Annotated in this window: 18 protein-coding genes; 13 read left to right on the top strand and 5 right to left on the bottom strand. The window is 46.4% G+C overall.

What is annotated here, in order from left to right; translation table 11 throughout:
* Positions 1 to 11: 11 nt before the first annotated feature.
* From H9J30_RS07925 to H9J30_RS07940, 4 genes are all read right to left on the bottom strand, one after another.
* Complete coding sequence (locus H9J30_RS07925; RefSeq protein ID WP_240130520.1) at positions 12 to 551, bottom strand: cold shock domain-containing protein; 540 nt, start codon at positions 549 to 551, stop codon at positions 12 to 14.
* Between the two features lie 11 nt (positions 552 to 562).
* A complete protein-coding gene (locus tag H9J30_RS07930) occupies positions 563 to 685 on the bottom strand; it encodes a cold-shock protein (RefSeq protein ID WP_240130521.1) in 123 nt (40 codons plus the stop codon).
* Positions 686 to 794: 109 nt separating this feature from the next.
* On the bottom strand, positions 795 to 1328 hold the full coding sequence (locus H9J30_RS07935) for a DUF6985 domain-containing protein (protein WP_240130522.1): 534 nt from the start codon (positions 1326 to 1328) through the stop codon (positions 795 to 797).
* Between the two features lie 132 nt (positions 1329 to 1460).
* Positions 1461 to 1856, bottom strand: a complete 396-nt coding sequence (locus H9J30_RS07940; RefSeq protein WP_240130523.1) for a VOC family protein — start codon at positions 1854 to 1856, stop codon at positions 1461 to 1463.
* Between the two features lie 425 nt (positions 1857 to 2281).
* Between H9J30_RS07940 and H9J30_RS07945 the strand changes: the two genes are divergently transcribed.
* From H9J30_RS07945 to H9J30_RS07955, 3 genes are all read left to right on the top strand, one after another.
* Entirely contained in the window at positions 2282 to 2887 is a 606-nt protein-coding gene (locus tag H9J30_RS07945; RefSeq protein ID WP_240130524.1) for a DUF502 domain-containing protein, read from the top strand.
* Between the two features lie 654 nt (positions 2888 to 3541).
* Positions 3542 to 5518, top strand: a complete 1977-nt coding sequence (locus H9J30_RS07950; RefSeq protein WP_240130525.1) for a BCCT family transporter — start codon at positions 3542 to 3544, stop codon at positions 5516 to 5518.
* An 88-nt stretch (positions 5519 to 5606) separates the two neighbouring features.
* Positions 5607 to 5969: a YajD family HNH nuclease gene (locus H9J30_RS07955; RefSeq protein WP_240130526.1), complete on the top strand. Its 363-nt coding sequence runs from the start codon at positions 5607 to 5609 to the stop codon at positions 5967 to 5969.
* 26 nt (positions 5970 to 5995) lie between these two features.
* Here the strand turns inward: H9J30_RS07955 and H9J30_RS07960 are convergent, their stop codons facing one another.
* On the bottom strand, positions 5996 to 6229 hold the full coding sequence (locus H9J30_RS07960) for a DUF1289 domain-containing protein (protein ID WP_240130527.1): 234 nt from the start codon (positions 6227 to 6229) through the stop codon (positions 5996 to 5998).
* 265 nt (positions 6230 to 6494) lie between these two features.
* Between H9J30_RS07960 and H9J30_RS07965 the strand changes: the two genes are divergently transcribed.
* The 10 genes from H9J30_RS07965 to H9J30_RS08010 all read left to right on the top strand — a co-directional run bounded on the left by H9J30_RS07965 (position 6495) and on the right by H9J30_RS08010 (position 21490).
* Complete coding sequence (locus H9J30_RS07965) at positions 6495 to 7817, top strand: methyltransferase (protein WP_427915902.1); 1323 nt, start codon at positions 6495 to 6497, stop codon at positions 7815 to 7817.
* Between the two features lie 253 nt (positions 7818 to 8070).
* Positions 8071 to 9120 carry a 3-oxoacyl-ACP synthase III gene (locus tag H9J30_RS07970; RefSeq protein WP_011071874.1) on the top strand — a complete coding sequence of 350 codons (1050 nt, stop codon included), beginning with the start codon at positions 8071 to 8073 and terminating at the stop codon, positions 9118 to 9120.
* Between the two features lie 170 nt (positions 9121 to 9290).
* Entirely contained in the window at positions 9291 to 10253 is a 963-nt protein-coding gene (locus tag H9J30_RS07975; RefSeq protein ID WP_240130529.1) for an alpha/beta fold hydrolase, read from the top strand.
* The gene (gene oleC, locus H9J30_RS07980) at positions 10253 to 12064 is read left to right on the top strand and encodes an olefin beta-lactone synthetase (protein ID WP_240130530.1); all 1812 of its coding nucleotides are present in this window, start codon (positions 10253 to 10255) and stop codon (positions 12062 to 12064) included. Before H9J30_RS07975 ends, oleC begins: the two co-directional genes overlap by 1 nt.
* Positions 12065 to 12321: 257 nt before the next feature.
* Complete coding sequence (gene oleD / locus H9J30_RS07985) at positions 12322 to 13368, top strand: 2-alkyl-3-oxoalkanoate reductase (RefSeq protein WP_240130635.1); 1047 nt, start codon at positions 12322 to 12324, stop codon at positions 13366 to 13368.
* A 72-nt stretch (positions 13369 to 13440) separates the two neighbouring features.
* A complete protein-coding gene (locus H9J30_RS07990) occupies positions 13441 to 13680 on the top strand; it encodes a DUF3624 domain-containing protein (protein ID WP_240130531.1) in 240 nt (79 codons plus the stop codon).
* Positions 13681 to 14121: 441 nt separating this feature from the next.
* A complete protein-coding gene (locus H9J30_RS07995) occupies positions 14122 to 15099 on the top strand; it encodes a TerC family protein (RefSeq protein ID WP_037417025.1) in 978 nt (325 codons plus the stop codon).
* Between the two features lie 162 nt (positions 15100 to 15261).
* Positions 15262 to 16791 carry a hypothetical protein gene (locus H9J30_RS08000; RefSeq protein ID WP_240130532.1) on the top strand — a complete coding sequence of 510 codons (1530 nt, stop codon included), beginning with the start codon at positions 15262 to 15264 and terminating at the stop codon, positions 16789 to 16791.
* A gap of 250 nt (positions 16792 to 17041) precedes the next feature.
* Positions 17042 to 17920, top strand: coding sequence for an ABC transporter ATP-binding protein (locus tag H9J30_RS08005; protein ID WP_240130533.1), 879 nt, complete (start codon positions 17042 to 17044; stop codon positions 17918 to 17920).
* A gap of 12 nt (positions 17921 to 17932) precedes the next feature.
* Positions 17933 to 21490 (top strand): ABC transporter permease/M1 family aminopeptidase, encoded by a 3558-nt coding sequence (locus H9J30_RS08010; protein ID WP_240130534.1) that lies wholly within the window; start codon positions 17933 to 17935, stop codon positions 21488 to 21490.
* Positions 21491 to 21815: the final 325 nt, after the last annotated feature.

The following is a 21815-nucleotide window of genomic DNA, read 5'->3' on the forward strand; positions in this document are numbered from 1 at the left end:
GTTTTGACTCGCTAAGTAGGAAAAACCGCTATAGCACTGAGCACCAGTGCGAGCGGTATCAGCGTGATGATGGCAAGGGTACCTAAACAGCCAGATAACTGCTTTTGTCGTGCTAAATTTTCGGCTTCACTCATTTGTTTAACTGCCTGCTCTACATCTGCTTTTCGTTTTTCGAGTAACTCTGCAGAGGCGATAACCAGTTCTTGAGAGTCAGCAGGAACTTTCTCGGTTACTAGGGCGAGTTCACCTTTGAAGGCGTGTACCATATAGCGATAATTACCTTTTGAGAAAGTGTCCTTCTCAAAGCTGACATTAAGTACTGCATTGCACCCACAATGCTTTGCAAGCTGTTCTAAATGACGTCTTCCTTCGCTGGGGTCTTTAAAAAAGCGGGTCGTAATGGGATAGCTAACAAGCACTGTGCCGTTTTTAGGGTGGCGGTCTTTAGTGGTAAAAAAGTCAACTAATCGATCCCTGATAAAGACTTCGGGTAAACTGATCGCTTTGGCGGCTAGGCCTTTAGGTGTGGGCGTTGGATCAAAATCGACCATACTGCCTTTGACTAACTGCCTTCATCTTTCTTGTCTAATAGCTCAGAAAAATGCAAAAAATAGCTTTCACCATCATCGCCTTGGATAAACCCATACTTTTTAGCGGCAAGGTATGAGACAACTTTTCCTTTCAAAACATTAGCCTATATAAATTGATGCTCAGCCGAGTATTATGTTACTTGCCTAGCGTTATAAATGAAAAATATTATAAATCAGATAGATAATCAGATAAACGATCTGAATTTATCTGCAACACGGCACATAGACCATGTCTTCGAATCTTGGATCGTCATAGGCATCTGCGTGGGAAAGGTGTCCATCAAAAGCCCCAATTTTATTGACGGTCAATCCTTGTTTAAACACGATTTGTAAACCGTGCTCGGGCTCCCAATCGCAGTGGCAAGTAAGGGAGATATACACGGCGTTATCCCCATGGGCGCGGCGTGACACCATTAATTCGTCGCCAAACTCAATATGGCGCCATACTTGGTTCGGGTTAGGAATATCAATATATTCTTCGCTCGCAGGCGTAATATATGCGCAGCAATCTTGATAATATTGGTAAATCGCGTCCTGAGCTTGCTCGAGTGCGGTATGGTCTAGGGCGAGAAAATGTTGTACCGCAGTATGAAAATCCTCCACCTGTGGGTCGGTTTCGTACTCTTCTAAGATAAACTCAAATTTACCGCTTAGCGCATTGATCTCAATGGGTTGGCTTTTAAGCCAGCCATCATAGGGATCAACTTCAAGCAAACCTAGGATGGGTATTGTTATCATCTTATCATTCCGTTTATTGTTGACTTCATTGGCTAGCTGTTGGTGAAGATTATCGTTGTAAAACAATAAGCTATAGTGTTTCTATTCTGAAATAAGGTTATCCGTGCCGATTAAAAATGATTGGATTAGGCGCTACTGCGTGCAGGCCGGCAGATATTCGGATAGTTCTAATAGATTCAAATCGAGGTCGCGGATATAGACGGAGTTGATGCGGCCTGTGGCGCCGGTGCGCAGGACTGGGCCTTCAATAATTTCAACCTCAAGGGCGTTTAAGTGGCTGACCACTTCTTCAATGTTATGGCTAACTACAAAGCAAAGATCGGCACTGCCGGGCGTAGCAAGGTTGGCCTTAGGTTCAAATTCGGCGCCTGCTTGGTGAAGATTGATTTTTTGATCGCCAAAACTTAAGGCGATACGGCCCTGACCAAATACGGACTTTTTCATCCCTAGCACGCGTTGATAAAAGTCGACGCTTGCCTCGATATCTTTCACGGTTAACACTAAATGGTCTAGACGGGTCACGCGCATATTCTCTCCCTCGATGCCGTAGCGGTTTGTTATTAGGGCGTGTTGACGTTTCATGGTTATTTTTGCAGCAATTTTGCTGGCTTTTATGCAAGGCAAAGTCCGTGCAGTGTAGTTATTCTACATAAACGGACGATAACGCAGCAGAAACGCCAGCCAAATGCTGCCCGAAGGGTTCGTCTGGCAAGCCCTTGCTCTTTGTCACTCGTCATTTGAGTAGAATAACTACACATCATTCCTCGTTTCGCGAGCACGTACTTGCCAGAACGAACAAAATCTAATCTCGAAACGTCAACACGCCCTAATGTTCTGCGCCTTACCTTACATCAAGTGCTGGTACAAAAGTGACGCTGTGGTAGCATTTAACGCGCTTTTTTGCGTAAATATTTTATGCCTTTTTTTATCCCATTGGATTTGATGAGATTGTAATGAAGAAAACCTTAGCCCGTGGCTTAATGAATCTACTCCCTATGGCCTTAAGCCTGTGGTTGTTTTGGTCATTGTTTGTATCGTTAGATGGTTTAGGGATTTTTATTTTAGCGTTGGTAGGGATTAACCAACATTTTGTCGGCGCGGGCTTTCTCTTAGTCGTGGCCATTGTGTTTGCGGTGGGCTTGCTATTTTCAGTGAGTCCGATTGTTTGGCTCTATGGCTGGATTGAGCGTCAATTAATGCGTTTTCCGCTGTTTAAATCTGTCTATGGCAGTATCCGTGATATCGCTTCTTTAATGAACCGTGAGGGCAAACCCAATACTCAGCAAACCGTGTTGGTTAAGCAGGCCAATGGTGGCTATGTGGTGGGCTTTATTATGACGGATACGCCGCCACAGCCGTTGCTCGATGCGTTGCCAGAGGGAGATTGGGTGCCGGTTTTATTCCAATTAAGTTATCAAATGGCGGGCGTAACGAGCCTCGTCAATCGGGATGATTTGATTTTAGTGGATTGGTCATTTGAAGAGGCGATGCGGTTTAATTTAACGGCGGGGATCTCGCAAACGCCGGGCGCGGCAACGGTAAAAACTAAAGTTGAATAAGTTGGTTTTGGTTTTTTGTGTCAAATAGAGGTATTTTTGTGATACAATCCGATGGCGATTTAATAGGTCGCCATTTTTTATGCTGATTCAATGATTATTGTTTAGCATTATCTGTGTTTCTGTTAAGCGGTTTTTCGACAGTTTGTGGTCTCTGTTCGAACGCGTCTTAATAGAGCTTAAGCAAGGCCGAGTCGATATTTGCTACAGGTTAACCGTTAGCCGCTAATCGCGCTTTGCATTCCTCACTCTCGATATCACCTATATCGAACCGCTTATATGCATTATGTCGCCATTGAGGTTAAACCACGGCTCCGACGTTATGGTATGGCTGATTGTTGTTTTTATGGGCGTTCCCGTCTCCAAGAAAGCCGCCGCGATAGCATGACTTTATGCGGTCAAGCGGGTTTATCGAGCGGTTTGTTCGCCGACTTTGCTATTGAGCAAAACGGTTGAGCAAACAAGGTTGGTGGAGAAGAGTTATCAATATGAGTATGACATCACAAGGTATTGCCGACCGCGAGCCCTTGTCATGGATTATTTGTGCGTTTTTAACCTGACCACATACTAGCCGAGGCTAGGGTTACCTATGTATTGCGCTATCTCTTCAACATCGAAGGGATGTTAATAGGGAACTGGCTAGAACAAGGGAGTTTTATGTCTATCAAGTCGAGTATTAATCCACCAGTGTTTTATTCGTCGGTGTTTTTTATCACATTTATGGTGATGATCTGCGCTATCTGGCCCACTGAGGCTAATCTGTTCTTCAAATCTATGCAGTCTTGGATAGAGTCTAAAGCAGGCTGGTTATATATCCTTGGCGTGGCGATTTTTTTGATTTTTATTATTTTTGTGATGGTCAGTCGCTTTGGCGATATAAAACTTGGCCCAGACCATTCCGTGCCCGACTATAGCTACAAGAGCTGGATTGCGATGCTGTTTTCAGCGGGGATGGGCATTGGGTTGATGTTCTTCGGCGTTGCCGAGCCTGTGATGCATTATCTCGCGCCGCCCGATGCAACGCCTGAGAGTTTGGCTGCAGCCAAAGAGGCCATGAAGATCACTTTCTTCCATTGGGGCATACATGCTTGGGCCATATATGGCGTAGTCGCCCTGAGTTTGGCTTATTTTGCCTATCGGCATAAGTTGCCCTTGTTACCCCGCAGCGCACTCTATCCCTTAATCGGTGAGCGTATTCATGGTCCGATTGGCCACTGTGTCGATACCTTTGCTGTATTGGGGACTATGTTTGGGGTAGCGACTTCCCTAGGGTTTGGGGTGTTACAGGTTAACTCGGGCCTTAGTTATTTATTTGATAAGCTACCCAATAACACCACGGTACAAGTATCGCTGATTATTGGCATTACCTTACTCGCTACTTTGTCGGTATTTTCAGGGCTCGATAAAGGGGTGAAGCGCTTAAGTGAGCTTAATCTTGGTTTAGCGCTACTGCTTTTGCTGATTGTGTTGCTCCTTGGGCCTACGGTGATGTTACTTCAAGCTTTTGTGCAAAATACCGGCAGTTACCTGAGTGATATCGTTAATAAAACCTTTAATCTCTACGCCTATCAGCACAAGGAAGACTGGCTTGGCGGCTGGACCTTGCTCTATTGGGGCTGGTGGATTTCTTGGTCGCCATTTGTAGGCACTTTTATTGCGCGAGTGAGTCGCGGCCGTACTATCCGTGAGTTTTTAATCGGAATTCTATTTGTGCCTTCAGCGTTAACTTTCCTGTGGATGACGGTATTTGGTAACTCTGCCATCGATGCCATCATGAATCACGGCGCGACTTACTTGAGTGATGCGGTCAATACCAACGTCCCTGTGGCCTTATTCGTCTTTTTTGAACATATGCCATTCCCTAATTTATTGTCTGGTTTAGGGATTTGTTTAGTGGTCACGTTTTTTGTGACCTCATCGGACTCAGGCTCCTTAGTGATTGATAACCTGACATCGGGGGGCGATAACAATGCCCCTGTCTGGCAACGGGTGTTTTGGGCACTGTTGCAAGGTGTAGTGGCCTCGGTATTGCTGTTAGCGGGCGGCTTACAGGCGCTACAGACTGCGGCCATAGCCAGTGCGATGCCATTTTTATGTGTGATGCTGCTAATGTGTTTGGGGTTGTATAAGGCGCTTAAGGACGATTGGTTGAAGATTAACAGCGTGCAGCTCCATACCACCAGTGTGCAATATGCTAAGACCAATATCAGCTGGGAGAAACGTATCGAGGTGCTAGTGTCGCATCCCACCGAAGATGAGGCGCGTATCTTCCTTAATAATGTGGCAACGCCAGCGTTATCTAAGGTATGTCAGCAATTTATGACTAGAGGCCTGACGGCAGATTTAGAATATCTTGACGGTAAAGTACGCCTAGTTATTAGCAATGAAGTCCATCAACCCTTTGTTTACGGTGTGCGAATGCGCTGTTTTGAAATCGTCAATCCTGTTGGTGAAGAGTTGGAGCAGGGTAATAACTTATATTATCGCGCCGAAGTGTATTTAGAGCAGGGCGGCCAGCACTACGATGTGATGGGCTATACCGAAGAGCAGCTTTTGGCGGATGTAGTTACCCAATATGAGAAATACCTGCACTATTTGCACCTATCTAATGCCGATCAAGGCCACGTTGCCTAAAGGCTTTTGACGGCAAGAATATTGCCCCAAGCGATAACACGGATTATCCTTGGGGCAATTTTTTAGGGGCAATCAGTTAGGTGTGAGCATGTCAGCAAATCAAGGTCAGAGTAAATTAGATCAAGTTTTAGCCCAAGAGCGCGAATACCGCGCTAAACGTGAGGGGGGCTATCGCGAGCAGGCGCTTAAATTGTATCCTTGGATTTGTGGCCGTTGTACCCGCGAATTTACCCCAAAAAACTTAAGTGAGCTGACCGTTCACCATAGAGATCATAACCACGATAACAACCCGTCCGATGGCTCCAACTGGGAGTTATTGTGCCTTTACTGCCATGATAATGAGCATTCACGCTTTGAAGAACTGATCCGCTACGGTAGCACCACCGAAACCAAACAAGCCGCTGCCACCTATAATCCCTTTGCCGATTTAAAGGCGATGATGAAAAAGTAGCGATAAAAGTAAAAAGCCTGAAATTTTCAGGCTTTTTGCGCTAAACGAGCTTCGGCTTCGAGCCATTTGGCGCGGCTTAAGATCTGTTTATTGTCGTCGCCTTCGAAATGGGCTTTGCGGGCAGCGAGTTTGTCGATGATGGCGTCTTGCTCTGCGTCACTGGCATCACGCCAGGCAACGATTTCATCAATATGGCGAAAACAGCCCATGCAATAATCTTCATCATTTAAGCCGCAGCGGGCAACGCAGGGGGAACGCATAGTCATCCTCTAAAACCGTGTTTTTAATATGGTGCTCAATGAGTAAGGTGAGTTATCAGCTTAATGGGCACTCGGGTCTAGGCACAAATTGCACCGATGGTAGCAGCTTTAAGCGCCATTTGGGCAGTGATATTAGACAGATATTAGCAAAGCCTTAATCGTATAGGCTCAAGGCCATTGTGTGTTCAACTTGAGCGGTTCTCAAAGTTAATCGATTCCTAGGGCGTGTTAACAAAGATGAGTGGTAAAAATCAGCGTGCATCAAATTAACGATCACAATCTAGATAGACTGGCAGCCCAATTTATCCAATTAGATAAATTACTTGAGCAGGGCCGCGCGCTATGGCAAGTGCGTGCCTTTGAGGCGAAATCATTGCCTTGGCAGGCGCAATTTCCGACTTTAGCGACAACCCTTTGGGCGCTCGATGATGCTGTGCTCGATGCCTTGGATGCCGAGCAATCGGCGTTAGTCGATGCCTTATCTCCCGCACTTAAGCAGGATCTTGCCACGTTAGGACTCGAGTGGGATCTGGCTTTACTCACATTGTCCTTTGCCGAACTTTCGCTTGGCTCTGATATTGCCGCTGATATTGGCTCTGACGATATTGAAACAGCTACTTCACCTAACATTGATCTTGTTGAGCTGGCTCACTTTAGTGCCCATATTAAAGGCCGTAAATGGGAACAAATTACCGCCTTTGTGCAGCATTTACCCGATGCGGGACTCCCCGTGCTGGAGTGGTGTGCGGGCAAAGGCCATTTAGGCCGCTTAATAGCCAAAACTCGTGGTGTGGATGTGCTAAGCCTTGAGTGGCAAGCAACGCTCTGTGAAGAGGGCCAAGCCTTTGCCGATAAATGGCAATTATCACAGCGATTTATCTGCGCCGATGCCTTTGCTATCGAAGGTAATGCTTGCGAAAATTCCACTCATCAAACCAACCCTTTTCGCGCCCAGCAACAGGCGGTAGCGCTACATGCCTGTGGCGATTTACATGTGCGTTTACTGCAATTCGCCGCAGCGGCGGGCACGCAGGCGGTGGCGATTTCACCTTGCTGCTATCATTTAATTCAAGCCAATCAATACCAAGGCTTATCGACGCTTGCTCAACAAAGTGGCTTGACGTTAACTCGCCATGATTTGCAATTGCCATTGCAGCAAAGTGTGATAGCCAATCCCAAGCAGCAGGCGCTGCGCCATCAGGAAATCGCTTGGCGGCTCGGATTTGATGCGTTGCAGCGAAGCTGTCGTGGCATAGATGCTTATTTGCCGCTACCCGCAGTAAAACAGAGTCAACTGAGCGGCAGTTTTGCCGACTTTTGTCAGTGGGCAGCGGCGCAAAAAACGGTAAATTTAGCCGCCAATATCGATTTTGATGCGTGGCTTGAAATCGGTAAGCAGCGACAAAGGTTAACGCGGCGCATCGATTTAGCCGCGCATTTATTCCGCCGTGCGCTGGAGCTATGGTTAATTCTTGATCGTTGCTGCTTTTTGCAGGAAAGTGGCTATCGCGTCAGCGTGGGGGAATTTTGTGCAAACAGTGTCACGCCCAGAAATGCGCTGATTTTGGCGCAAAAATTGAGCGACTAAAAATTAATCTGAGATTTAACCTTGTACCTGACTGTTTTTTATAAAGTATTTCTTTATTAGTTCATTTTGAATTAACGGCCAAGTGGCATGATCTCTGTGAGCTTATTGAGGTGCCGTGGGACAAGTCTTAAGTGAAAGGTGGTTTTTTATTGAATCATCGGGCTTTTCTTGTTCAAATGTCGCCTTAATGACAAATAACAACTCAAAACTGACCGAAAGATCAGTGATCCTAGTGAGCGAATAAAACAGTTTCATGAAATATTCCCGCGTATTTATCAATAGTCTTGCCTATGAACTGGCACCTGTGGTGGTTTCCAGTAGTGAGCTAGAATCTCGCCTCGCGCCTCTATATCAAAAATTTCGCATTCCCATGGGGCAACTTGCGGCGTTAACGGGCATCACTGAACGTCGTTGGTGGCCGAAAGGGCATCAATTATCCGATGGAGCGATTAACGCGGCGCATAAGGCCATTGCAGAAACGGGAATTGATGTGGCTGAGCTGGGCGCGGTTGTGTATACCGGCGTGTGCCGTGACCAACATGAACCGGCCACCGCCTGTCGTATTGCAGCAGCACTGGGTGTTTCTAAAGATACGGCAATTTACGATATCAGCAATGCATGCCTTGGGGTGCTGTCAGGGATTTTAGACATAGCCAATCGTATTGAGCTTGGTCAAATTAAAGCGGGCATGGTGGTGTCCTGCGAATCGGCGCGGGATATTGTGGATGTGACCATTGATAACATGCTCGCCGATCCGACCATGCAGAATTTTGCCCAGTCGCTGGCGACCTTAACTGGCGGCTCGGGTGCGGTGGCGGTGATCCTCACCGATGGTAGCTTACCGCTGACCAATGTGCGTAAACACCAGCTACTTGGGGCTTCTCATTTATCTGCACCGCAGCACCACCAACTGTGTCAGTGGGGCTTGCAGGAAGTAGGGCACAATATTTACCGTGAGTTTATGCGTACCGATGCGGTGACCTTGCTCAAAGAAGGGGTCGAGCTGGCGAAGCATACGTGGGAGCATTTCCTCGCTCAACGGAATTGGTTGGTCGAGCAGGTCGATAAAGTGATCTGTCATCAGGTCGGCGCTTCAAACCGTAAACAGGTCTTGAGTGCGTTAAACATTCCGCCTGAAAAAGAATTCCCAACATATCAACTGCTTGGCAATATGGGTACGGTGTCGTTACCCGTAACCGCGGCAATGGCGCATGATCAAGGCTTTTTACGCCCAGGGGATCAGGTGAGCTTTTTAGGCATAGGCAGTGGTTTGAACTGCATGATGCTGGGCATTAAGTGGTAGTTTTCAAGTGCTGTTATCTGCCCTAGCTGACGCTTGAGAGCAAGGCTCGCTAGGGCATTTTTATGCTTATTGGTTTAGCGATGAGCATTAGCACTGAGCATAGGTAAAGGCAAATTAGCCACAACCTTCTACCAATACAAAAATAATTAGAACAAAAGATAGGAAGCGTCATGTTAGACACTCTGTTGCCGTTTAAACGTCATTTTATCAGCCGTAATGGCAACAAGCTGCATTACATCAATGAAGGCCAAGGTGAACCTGTGGTCATGGTACACGGTAATCCAAGTTGGTGTTTTTATTACCGTAATCTAGTTAGTGCCCTTAAGGATACTCACCAGTGTATCGTGCCCGACCATATTGGTTGTGGTCTGTCGGATAAGCCAGATGACAGTGGCTACGATTACACCTTAAAGAATCGCATTGACGATTTAGAAGCCCTGCTTGACAGTTTAAAGGTAAAAGAAAACATCACTTTAGTTGTACATGACTGGGGTGGCATGATAGGTATGGGCTATGCGGCGCGTTATCCTGAGCGAATTAAACGTCTGGTGATTTTAAATACCGGCGCCTTTCATTTACCCGAAACTAAGCCTTTACCGCTGGCGCTGTGGATTTGCCGCAATACCTTGCTTGGCACTGTGCTCGTACGCGGTTTTAATGCCTTTTCATCGATTGCCTCCTACGTTGGGGTAAAGCGTCAGCCGATGTCAAAGTACATTCGCGAGGCCTATGTCGCGCCGTTTAACTCTTGGGCAAATCGGATTTCGACCCTGCGTTTTGTGCAGGATATTCCGCTAAAACCGGGTGACAGAAACTATCAGCTGGTGTCGGATATTGCCGCCAGTCTGCCCAAATTTGCTAAGGTGCCGACTCTAATTTGCTGGGGATTACAGGACTTTGTGTTCGATAAGCACTTTTTAGCCAAATGGCGCGAACATATGCCCCATGCACAGGTGCATGAATTTGCCGATTGTGGTCACTATATCCTCGAAGATGCGAGCGATGAGGTGATTACCCATATCAAGCACTTTATGGCTGAGGGGCAAACGCCTGAGCCAGAAGTGCAGCCACTTGAAACGGCGCAGGTCACAGAGCCTGAGGCTGAGACTCAAGCGCCACAGGCCGTACATTAATGACTAGGGTGGAGGATGCGCAGCTCGGCCATGGGACATCTGCCGTCGAGCAAGCACCAGATGCCAATATCTGTCGGCATTTAAAGCAGGCCGCCCATCACATTCCCCATCATCTCGCGGTTGCGGTGCAGCTGGGCAAGGGTAAATCCCTTGCCAATCTGACTTACCAAGAACTCGACTTTATCAGCCTCGATAAACAAAGCGATGCCATCGCCTTCGCACTCAATGCCCATGGGCTGACGCGGGGGATGAAGGCGGTGCTGATGGTCACCCCGAGTCTGGATTTTTTTGCGTTAACTTTCGGCTTGTTCAAGGCGGGGATTATTCCCGTACTGGTTGACCCCGGCATGGGGATTAAAAACCTTAAGCAATGTTTTATTGAAGCTGCGCCCGATGCCTTTATCGGTATCCCTAAAGCCCATATCGCCAGACGCTTATTAGGCTGGGGCAAGGGCAGCGTTAAGCATCTTATCAATGTGGATGGCAATCCCAGCGGACTTGCTGGCGCCTTATCGCGCGTACTCACGGGCGCGCCAAGTTTAGCGTCGATACTCTTATCAACAGCTAAGTCATCTGCGGCTAAGTTGCCGGAACAGGTTGAATACCCGATGGCGCTGCTAGAGCATGACGAGATGGCGGCGATTCTCTTTACCAGTGGCAGCACGGGGACGCCAAAGGGCGTTGTTTATAGCCATGGCATGTTTGAGGCGCAAATTCAGGCGCTAAAACAGGATTATGGCATTGCACATGGCGAGCGTGATTTAGCGACATTTCCGCTATTCTCCCTCTTTGGTCCGGCGCTCGGTATGGCATCGATTGTGCCAGAGATGGATGCCAGCAAACCGATTACGGCCAATCCTGAGTTTTTATTTGCCGCCATTGAGAAATACCAATGCAGCAATATCTTTGTCAATCCAGCCTTGCTTGAGCGTTTAGGCCGCGCCGGTGAGCAAACCGAGTCGAAGCACCAACATAAACTCAGCAGTGTGAAACGCGTGATTTCCGCTGGCGCACCCGCCACTATTGCCTCGATTGCCCGTTTTAGCAAAATGCTCAGTGACGGCGTGCCTGTACTCAATTCCTATGGCGCTACCGAATCCTTACCCATCAGCATGATCGCCAGCGATGAGTTATTTACGACTACTCAGGTTACCGATAATGGTGGTGGCATTTGTGTTGGTCGCGCCATCGATGGTGTCAGCATCGAGATTATCGCCATCACTGAGGATAACATCCCTGAGTGGGATAATGGCCTGCGTCTTAACGCGGGGGAAATTGGCGAAATAGTGGTAACAGGCCCTATGGTGAGCCAATCCTACTATCGCCGCGAAACGGCAACGACGGCGGCTAAAATCTGGGACCGCGAGCGGCAAACCTTTAGGCACAGAATGGGCGACCTTGGCTATTTAGATGACAGCGGCCGCTTGTGGATGTGTGGCCGTAAAGCCCATAGCGTCGATGCCACCCAAGGTGGGCAGTTTGCTAAACGTTATTACTCTATTCCCTGTGAGCGGATTTTTAATACCCATCCAAATGTGAAGCGTTCGGCGTTAGTGGGGATCAAAGTGAAGGGGCAAGGCGGCGCGAGTGAGATTGAACCCCTCATCTGCATCGAGCTTGACCAATCTTTGGTATGCAATAAGAGCGCGCAGCTGTATCAAGAGCTAATGGCGATTGCCGAGCAGTATAGCCACACTCAGGGGATTAGACGTTTTCTCATTCATCCCGATTTCCCTGTGGATGTGCGGCACAATGCCAAAATATTTAGAGAAAAATTAGCCGTTTGGGCACAATCGCAAACCAAAGGCTGATGTTCATTTAAGGGACTTTTAACCTTACTCGTCTAGATTTTCTGTTGCTTTTTAGTGGCATGGGGATGAAATATTATTCCATTGCATATAAGCGCTGAACTTAATACTGTAAACGACACTGTGTGTCTCGGAATAGCAAGATGACCGATAATTGTTCCATTTCTCTCGCCCCTACGGACTTAGAATGTACGCCGTCGCAACCAACAGGCCTAAACCAAGTGGGCGGTGACCAAGCATGTAGCAAGCTAAGTCTCGATATGCGTGAGCAAGTCGCGCTTTATGCCTTGGCGGCTAATGTCAGTCATGCCTTTGTGACTGGCGCGGGCGGATTTTTGGGTAAGGCCATTTGCCTACGCTTACTTGCTGCTGGGATTAAGGTGACAGGGTTTGCCCGTGGCCATTATCCTGAGCTTGAAGCCCTTGGTGTGACTATGGTACAGGGGGATTTAGCCAATCCTGAGCAAGTCAAACAGGCGATGCAGGGCTGCGATATCGTGTTCCATGTGGCCTCAAAAGCGGGTGTATGGGGCGACAGGGACAGCTATTTTTGCCCTAATGTGAAGGGCGCCGCTAATGTGATTGCTGCTTGTAAAGCGCTTAAAATCAGTAAATTAGTTTATACCAGCACTCCTAGCGTGACCTTTGCCGGCGAAGATGAATCGGGGATTGATGAGTCAACACCTTACGCCAGCCGCTTTTTAAATTATTACGCACATTCCAAGGCGATTGCCGAGAAGATGATGCTCGATGCCAATCAGCTTACGACAGCGGACAAGGCATTTTTCCTTAAAACTGTTGCCCTGCGGCCGCATTTGATTTGGGGTCCTGGCGATCCCCACCTTGTGCCGCGGGTGCTGGAACGTGGCCGTTTAGGAAAGTTAAAACTGGTTGGCCGTGAAGATAAATTGGTCGATACCATTTATATCGATAACGCCGCTTATGCCCATATTCTGGCGGCCGTTGAGCTTTGCCAAGTCTCGCCTAAGTGCCAAGGGAAAGCCTATTTTGTCAGTAACGATGAGCCTGTAACTATGGCCAAGATGCTGAACCTCATTCTAGCCTGTGATGGGTTACCACCCGTTACAAAAAGGGTTCCACAGACATTGGCTTACCTTGTGGGTGCCGTGCTAGAAGTCGTGTATCGCCTGCTGAATAAGCAAGAAGAGCCGATAATGACCCGCTTTGTGGCAAAACAACTTTCCTGCAGTCATTACTTTGATATCAGTGCGGCAAAGCAAGATTTTGGCTATAGCGCCTTAGTGTCGATAGAAGAGGGTATGAGGCGCCTCAAGGCATCGCTCTAGTGCGGTATTTAGCACAGGACAAACTTGGTGATATCTTATGCCGTTACGGTAAGCTAATGGATTAAAACGTTAATGGCGTGCGACGATTGTAATACTTCGATTTTTCAGCAAAAGATTGGCCGCTGCAAACGCTGCATGTGGCAGTTGACGTTGCTGTCGCTTATCGGTTGGCCGTTGTGGTGGTATCTCTACAGTGACGCTCCACGTGAGGTCAACTCCATCGCCTTACTGTTTTTCTGCTCAGCCTTTAGTGGTTTGTTGTTACTGCATCTTGTGGTACTAGTCGCGCGTCGTCTGCTCGGGCGCGAATAGTTTTGCACTTTTTATCGAATCATTTTTTACCCCTTGCAGTGGATAGTTATACTCGCCAGTTACGCTATTTCATGCGGCCATTCTTGCCCGCGGATTTTTCATTTTCGCTTAATACTCAAGTGTTAAACAGTGCGCTCAAACAGCTCGCTTTTCACACCGTTAGTGCAAACGCTATCGATTTGTGCTGGCTAAGGCGTAAGTAGTGATGATCCCGTGAGCGTTAGGACTAGGCTTAAATCTGATAAGAGTACGATAAATGCTTCGAAGATAGGATCTAGTGCAACTAGTTGTTTTGGCTGTTTAGTATGGATTTAAACAAATTTTAATCTGCTATTTTAAACTTTTTACCCTGTTTCACTGTTTTTGGTGCCGCTAAGTATTAAGATCGAGCATGGCGATGTGGCCGAGAAAACTCGGTATTTTTAGGTTTTAGGGAGTGTTATGGAGTTTTTTACCACGCTATTTGTGGGTTACCCGATATGGGTTTGGTTAATGTTTTTTGGCTTTGTGTTGGCGTTGTTAGCCTTTGATTTAGGCGTGCTACACAAAGAGCAGCATGAAATCACTGTCGCAGAGAGCCTCAAGTTATCGGCCTTTTATATTTGTATGGGGCTATTATTTGGTGCTTGGTTATGGTGGTACAAGGGTTCGACCGCGGGGATGGAATATCTCACGGGTTACCTTATCGAAAAATCGCTGTCGATGGATAACGTCTTTGTTATTGCATTGATTTTCAGTAGTTTAGGTATTCCCCGTCTGTATCAACACCGAGTGTTATTCTGGGGGATCATGGGCGTTATTGTGCTACGTGCGATTATGATTGGCTTAGGCGCGGCGCTGGTGGCGCAATACCAAGGTGTGTTGGTGTTGTTTGGCCTGTTCTTGATTTTCACCGGTATTAAGATGCTCTTTTCCGATGATGAGCATGGTGATATCCAAGATAATAAGTTTTACAAATGGTTACGCTCTAAAATGCGTTTTACCCCAAGCCTTCATCAAGAGAAGTTTTGGGTAAGGGGAGAGGAGCATCAACTCAGCAAAGGCTGGTGGGCAACGCCCTTGTTCTTGGCGTTGATCTTAGTGGAAACCGCGGATCTGGTGTTTGCGGTTGACAGTATCCCGGCGATTTTTGCGATTACCCAAGATCCCTTCATCGTCTATACCTCTAATATCTTTGCTATTTTAGGTTTGAGGGCATTGTATTTTGCCCTCGCGGCCATGGTGCATCGTTTCGAGTACCTCAAGTATGCGTTGTCGGTCGTGTTAGTGTTTATCGGCGTAAAAGTGGGGTTGGTGTACTTCAATCATGAAGGTATTGTGGACTTTAAGATCCCAACTGCGTTATCCCTAGGCGTCACCTTTGGTCTACTGCTTGCGGGTGTTTTATTCTCATTGTGGAAGACGCGCGAGCAGAAGTAACGACGGTCATATATTGATAAATTAAGGCCATTGAGCAGATGCTCAATGGCTTTTTTTATGAAAATAAAGAGCGCTAATTGCAACGTCAAAAATTAGTCTATGCTTAATTTGCATCATAAAGATGCAAAACTGAATATGACGAATACTTTCAAGGATGAAACTATGAAATTGCCAATCGCGAGCTTATTTTTATGTGCGTTTTTGGGATTTACTGCTCAAGCTGCACAACCCCAAGTTAGTCAACACAAATCTCCCGCTAGCACTACCTGTACAGGAACCTATCCTAGCTATTTTCAAGACCCAGCCTTTAGCAAAACGGGTATGTGGGATAATCAAGTCATCATTAATCAAGCCTATCCCGGATGGCAGGGACCTATTTTTCGGTTAAGTGATGCTTACTCGAGTGCTAAAGCTGATACACAAATGCCATGGCTTAAGTTCAATCCATTTGATAAAAATCTCTCTGAAAAAGATAAGAATACCCAAGCGTGGAATTATCTCTGGGCGGTGATGGCGTATATCCAAGAAGGGAATATCGACAGCGGTGATGTTAATACCGACTGGGACCTATGCAACAATAAAGTACGTTCTTGGTATCACATTCCATATCAGACCTATGACCCGATGAGTGGTCGAGAGTTTATTCATGGATTGACCCGTGAAGCTCCAGTAACGATGACAATCAAAGGGCAAGGGGAGATTAAAACCACCATGTGGGCGGTGGGATTTTATAATCCACAAGCGGCCAACAGCATCTCAAAGGTATGGACAGGTGCGGACTCTCCTGTGATGCCTCAAAGTAATTTTGCCTTTAACGAAGGCAGTGTGATTGGCAAATTGCTATTTACCACCGCAACACCTAATAATTACCCCTTCTTAGAAAATGTGCCGGTATGGCGCGCCAATATCAGTGCAAGTGAGTATTGTGAGTGTAAAAATGCCGATGGCAGCGCCTGTAGTTTTCAACAAGAAACCGAGCAATGCCCGCGTTCTGTCGCCGATGTTTACCTATTACAGTTTGATATAGCAGTGCGTGACAGCCGTTCACCCGTTGGTTGGGCTTATGGTACCTTTGTGGCCGATGGACAGTTTAAAGCTAAGGAAATAAATCCTTGGAACCGTATTTCACCGCTTGGGCTTATGTGGGGTAATGATACGCCGCCCGTCACTGTGGGTGCGGCAGCATTTCCACAAAACCCTGTATCAGGCCTTAAAGATAGCGCGGTATTTCAAGAGGTTGTTACACGTTTAAATGAAAAAACCAATGCGGGACATTTAGGCTGTAATGGACGCTTAAATGGTCCAGCTGATAATGCCTTGAGTAGCTGCTTATCTTGCCATCAAACGGCTTCAGTGCCCGATAGCACCAACAACACCCCCGCAATTATGTACCAGTTTGCGTCGTATCAAGAGCCTGGTAGTGGCCAATGTTTGACAACGCCCAGCAAACTCGATCTTGCGATTGACCAAGTGTATTTTAAGTCCTTCCAGTGTGCTGAATCCTTCACGGGTCCTCAAAATATCGTGCCCTTACCTAAATATCCTCAAGGGCAACAACAGTGGATCTCGACTGATTTCTCGCTGCAACTCAGTATTAGCCTTACCCAATGGCAAGAGTGGCAACAGGATCAGCAAAATCTGCAGAAGAATATTAATGTGCGTGTTTTCGATGGCACGCTGCCATCCCGTTAACACGTGATTTATGTAAGGAGTTGTATTTTATGCTCGCCATAGCGATAAAGTTAACACGTTAACAATTATTTGTATTTTCAATGTAGAAGGGCTCATGTTGAGCCCTTTTTTCTTGTGTGTAATTTAGGATTCCTATTCGCATTTTTTGGGCGTCTATTCGGTAAGTGTATGAATATATTAGTAACTACTGTACTGGTTAAATATTTATGATAACGTGGTGCTATTTTGAACACAAAAGCAAGAGGGAAGCATGCTAACAATTACTGATTTAACCAAAACCTACGATAACGGCGTTAGGGCGCTTGATGGGGTTAACTTAACGATTTCTAAGGGAATGTTTGGGCTGCTTGGCCCTAATGGGGCGGGTAAATCCTCTCTCATGCGTACTATTGCTGCACTGCAAAGTGCTGATAGTGGCAGCATCGTTTTCGACGGGATTGATGTGTTAGCTGATCCGCACTCGTTACGCAAAACTTTAGGTTATTTACCGCAGGACTTTAATGTTTACCCGCGGATCAGTGCCTACGACTTGTTAGATCATCTTGCGGTGCTAAAAGGCATTAATCAGAGCAAACAACGCAAAGAAATCGTGGAAGGTTTACTGGCGCACACTAACTTGTATCAACATAAGAATAAGGCGGTAAGTGGCTTTTCTGGGGGGATGCGGCAACGTTTTGGGATTGCTCAGGCGTTACTTGGCGATCCTAAATTATTGATTGTTGATGAGCCAACCGCAGGGCTCGATCCTGAAGAGCGCAATCGCTTCCATAACCTGTTGGTGAGTCTAGGTGAGGAAAAAGTGGTGATCCTCTCGACTCATATTGTGGAAGATGTGTCTGAGCTGTGCGCCAATATGGCGGTGTTAGCTTCAGGAAAAATTTTATTACAGGGTAATCCACAACAATTAGTAAGCGAGTTAACCGAAAAAATTTGGACTAAAACGGTCGATCAGGCTGAAGCTCAACGACTCGAAAATACCTTACCTGTGATTTCTAAACGATTACTCGCAGGGCGAACCGTTCTGAATGTGATGGCCGAGACGTGCCCTGAAGGTTTTACTCCCGCCGCAGCTGGGCTTGAGGATTTGTATTTCTCAACCTTGCACAGCCATCGCCATCAGGCAGCTTAAGGAGCAAACCCTATGCTGTTATCTATGTTGAGATTTGAGTGGCGTTATTATTTACGTCAGCCATCCTTTTACGTTGTTTCTTTTTTATTGTTTTTAATGAGTTTTTTATCCGTAGCCTCCAATAATATTCAAATTGGTAGCGGTGGCGAAGTGATGAAAAACAGTCCTTTTAGCATTAGCCAAACCTTGCTGATCATGGGGCTTATCTCTATGTTTGCGGTCGTGAATTTTGTCGGCAGCACTGCGATTCGTAACCATCAGCATTTGATGGAGGAGCTTGTCTACAGTAAACCTTTGTCTCCATTCGCCTATCAATTCGGCCGCTTTTTAGGCAGTTTTATGGTGGTGTTGGCCGTATTTGCCTTTGTGCCAATTGGTTTGATGTTGGGCTCATTTATGCCATGGGTCGACGCGAGTCGCTTTGGGCCCTTTGCCTTGAGTCACTATTTGATACCGTATTTGCAGTTGTCTGTCCCAAGTTTACTGCTGATTTCATGCCTATTTTATGCGATGGCAAGCCGTTTTCGCTCATTGATGGCCTTGTATTTAACCGCGGTGGCTATGTTGGTGCTGTACACGCTGACTGGCGAAATGGCGAGCCAGCCGCAATATCGCACCATTGCGGCCTTGCTCGATCCATTTGCACTGCGCACCTTTGCCGAAGTGACCCGCTATTGGACGATCAGCGAAAAGAATCATCAGTTACTCGAATTGTCAGGGCTTGTGTTACAAAACCGCGCACTTTGGTTAGCGATTGCTGGCGTATTACTCGCGATGTCGGGGATTTTTAGTCAACCAACTCTGACGAAAAAGCGTGATAAAAAGTCTTCCAAAGTCGACAAAATCCCTGATTTAGTCCCTCTCACTGCACTCGCGATGGCAACCCTGCCTAATGGTAGATTGCAATTTTGGACTCGGGTGAAGTTTGAGGTTCGCCAAGTGCTATTTACTGCGCCCTTTGTAGTATTGGGTGCACTAACCATTTTCAATTTAGTCGGCCCCATGTTTGATGACTTTGGGTGGTACGGTACCTCCAACTGGCCTTTAACTCAGGATATGGTGGATAACATTGCCGGTGCCACTGGATTATTAATGGTGATCGTGCTGATTTATTACAGCGCCGAAATTGTATGGCGGGAGCGTAGCTCTGGCATGGGCGATATCGTAGATAGCGTACCAGTATCTAACTTAAGTTTTTGGGCGTCAAAATTAGTCGCCGTGCTGATTGTGATGACCTTACTCTATTTGCTCGCGATGGGCACCACCATAGTGTTTCAGCTGATTAAAGGGCAAAGCAATTTAGAAATATCCCAATATCTGATCCGCCTTGGATTTTATTACCTGCTGCCTTTGCTGATGACCTCAGTATTAGCGTTTTTCCTTCAGGTTCTTAGCCCTAATAAATACGCAGGGATGGGGCTGTTTGTCGCCTATTACCTGACTACCTTTGTGATGGCCAATTGGGGCTTTGGCCATAGTTTGTATAACTTTGGCCAATCACCCAGCGTCAGTTACTCAGATATGAACGGTTATGGTTGGGGCTTACTCAGCCATAGTTTGTATATGATTTATTGGGGCGCCTTTAGTGTCTTGTTGTTTGTCTTAGGCTATGGATTGTACCACCGTGGGCCACAGCAAAGTCTTAAAACCCGATTAGGATTATTAGGTTATCAACTTGGCCACAATGGCAAGGTGATTATAGCGGCGGCTCTGGTGATCTTTGTGGGCTCTGGGAGTTATTTGTTTTATCAGACCAAGGTGGTTAATCACTACCTTACCCAAGATGAAACCACGGATTTACAAGCTGATTACGAAAAGACGTTCAAACAATATCAAGGCATGCCTATTTTAGTGACCACTCGGGTTAATGCTAATGTCGATATTTTCCCTGAGCAGCGAAAAATAGCCGCTAAGGTGATGTTTGAATGGCAAAACAAGTCGGATAAGCCAATTGAAAAGATGCTAGTGCAGTTCCCCGAGCATACTCAGGCTGAAACGGTAAAAATCAATATTCCGAATACGCACCTTGGCGAGTTTGATCGCCGCTATCGCAACGCGTGGCTGACGTTTTCAACGCCAGTGCAGCCAGGACAGTTGGTGGTGGGTAATATTGAATTAGTGCGTGAGTCTGTCGGTATGGCCGAGTCTGGTTTTGATTTATCCGTGGTAGAAAATGGCACTTTTATCAATAACCTTGAGCTCTTACCCTTATTTGGTTATCAAGACGGTTATGAGCTGATGGACCGCCATGAACGCCAAAAACGTGGGCTGGCAGAAAAAGATCGCGCCAATAAGCTTGAGGATAGCCGTTTCTATCAGCAAAACTTTTTTGGGGTAGATGGTGATTTCATTCAATTTGAAGCCACCATTTCAACCAGTGCGGATCAAATTGCGCTCGCGCCTGGCTATTTGCAAAAGCAGTGGCAGCAAGATGGTCGCCAATACTTCCATTATTTGATGGACAGCCCAATGGTGAACTTCTATGCCATTATCTCTGGCCGTTATCAGGTTGAAAAGGTTGAACATCATGGGGTTGCCGTTGAGGTGTACTACCATGTGGATCATCCTTGGAACGTTGCTCGAATGGTGGAGTCGGTTAAGGATTCAATCGATTATTACACGGCTGCATTTGGTCCGTATCAGCATAAGCAAATGCGTATTATGGAGTTTCCTGGATACCGAAGTTTCGCACAAAGTTTCGCCAATACTGTGCCTTACTCCGAGCGTATTGGCTTTATTACCGATTTACGCAATGAGGATAATATTGACCCTGTATATTATGTCACTGCCCATGAAGTCGCTCACCAGTGGTGGGGACACCAAGTGGGGGCGGCGGATGTTCAGGGCAGTGCGGTGATCTCCGAAAGTCTGTCACAGTATTCGGCGCTGATGGTGTTAGAGCATAAGTATGGCGATAAAATGATCCGCAAGTTCTTGAAATATGAGCTTGATCGCTATTTGCGTGGTCGTTCAGCTGAGTCGATAAAAGAGCAGCCATTACTGCGTAGCGAAAATCAGCAGTACATTCATTACCAAAAAGGTTCTGTGGTGATGATGGCCATTAAGGATGTGCTAGGGGAGGCCAAGTTAAATGCAAACCTCAAAGCCTTTTTGACACGCTATAAATTTCGTAATGATCCTTTCCCCATCACGTTAGATTTAGTGAGTTATCTAAAGCAGGGGACGGATGAGGTTCAGTCGCGTTTTATCGATGAATCTTTCAATGACATCACGCTCTATGATTTGCGCCTTACCAACGCAGTAGCAAAAACATTACCAGATGGTAAAACGCAGCTTGAGTTAACGATTTATGCAAGCAGAAAGGTAGCTACAGGTAAAGGTGAAGAAGCCGAGCAGCCTTTGGATATGTCTATAGACATAGGCGCCTTTAGTGCCGACCCTGATAAGCTTAAAGATGAAAAGCAAATTTTGTTGCTCGAAAAACATCACTTAGTGAGCGGTGAAAATAAACTCACCATTACCTTAGCTGAAAAGCCCAGTTATGTGGGTGTCGATCCCTTTGTGAAGTTGATTGACCGCGATGCGAGGGACAATATCTTTAAGCTGTAACACAACCCTAAAAACTGACGCCAGAGTGCGTCAGTTTTTTTATTAACAGTCCGCCAGTTTTTTATTAAACCTGTAGCATCAATTTGTGTCGGTATGATTGAACATCTTCCGATGCCACCGTTAGTTTTTCCCGTTGTTGAATTTGGTAAAAGTGCGCAAACTGTTCTATTTTTCGTATAGACAGACAGTTTGGCTCAGTGTTTTTGAAGCGTTAAAAGACCTGAATTTCGTTCAATCGAGCCATAGTTCTGAGCTTTTTCAGCTTTGCACTAATAACAATAAATTATTCGCATCATCAAATGAGTGGCTTAAGCCATTATCTTGC

Source organism: Shewanella cutis (assembly GCF_022410515.1).
Taxonomy (GTDB): Bacteria; Pseudomonadota; Gammaproteobacteria; order Enterobacterales; family Shewanellaceae; genus Shewanella; species Shewanella cutis.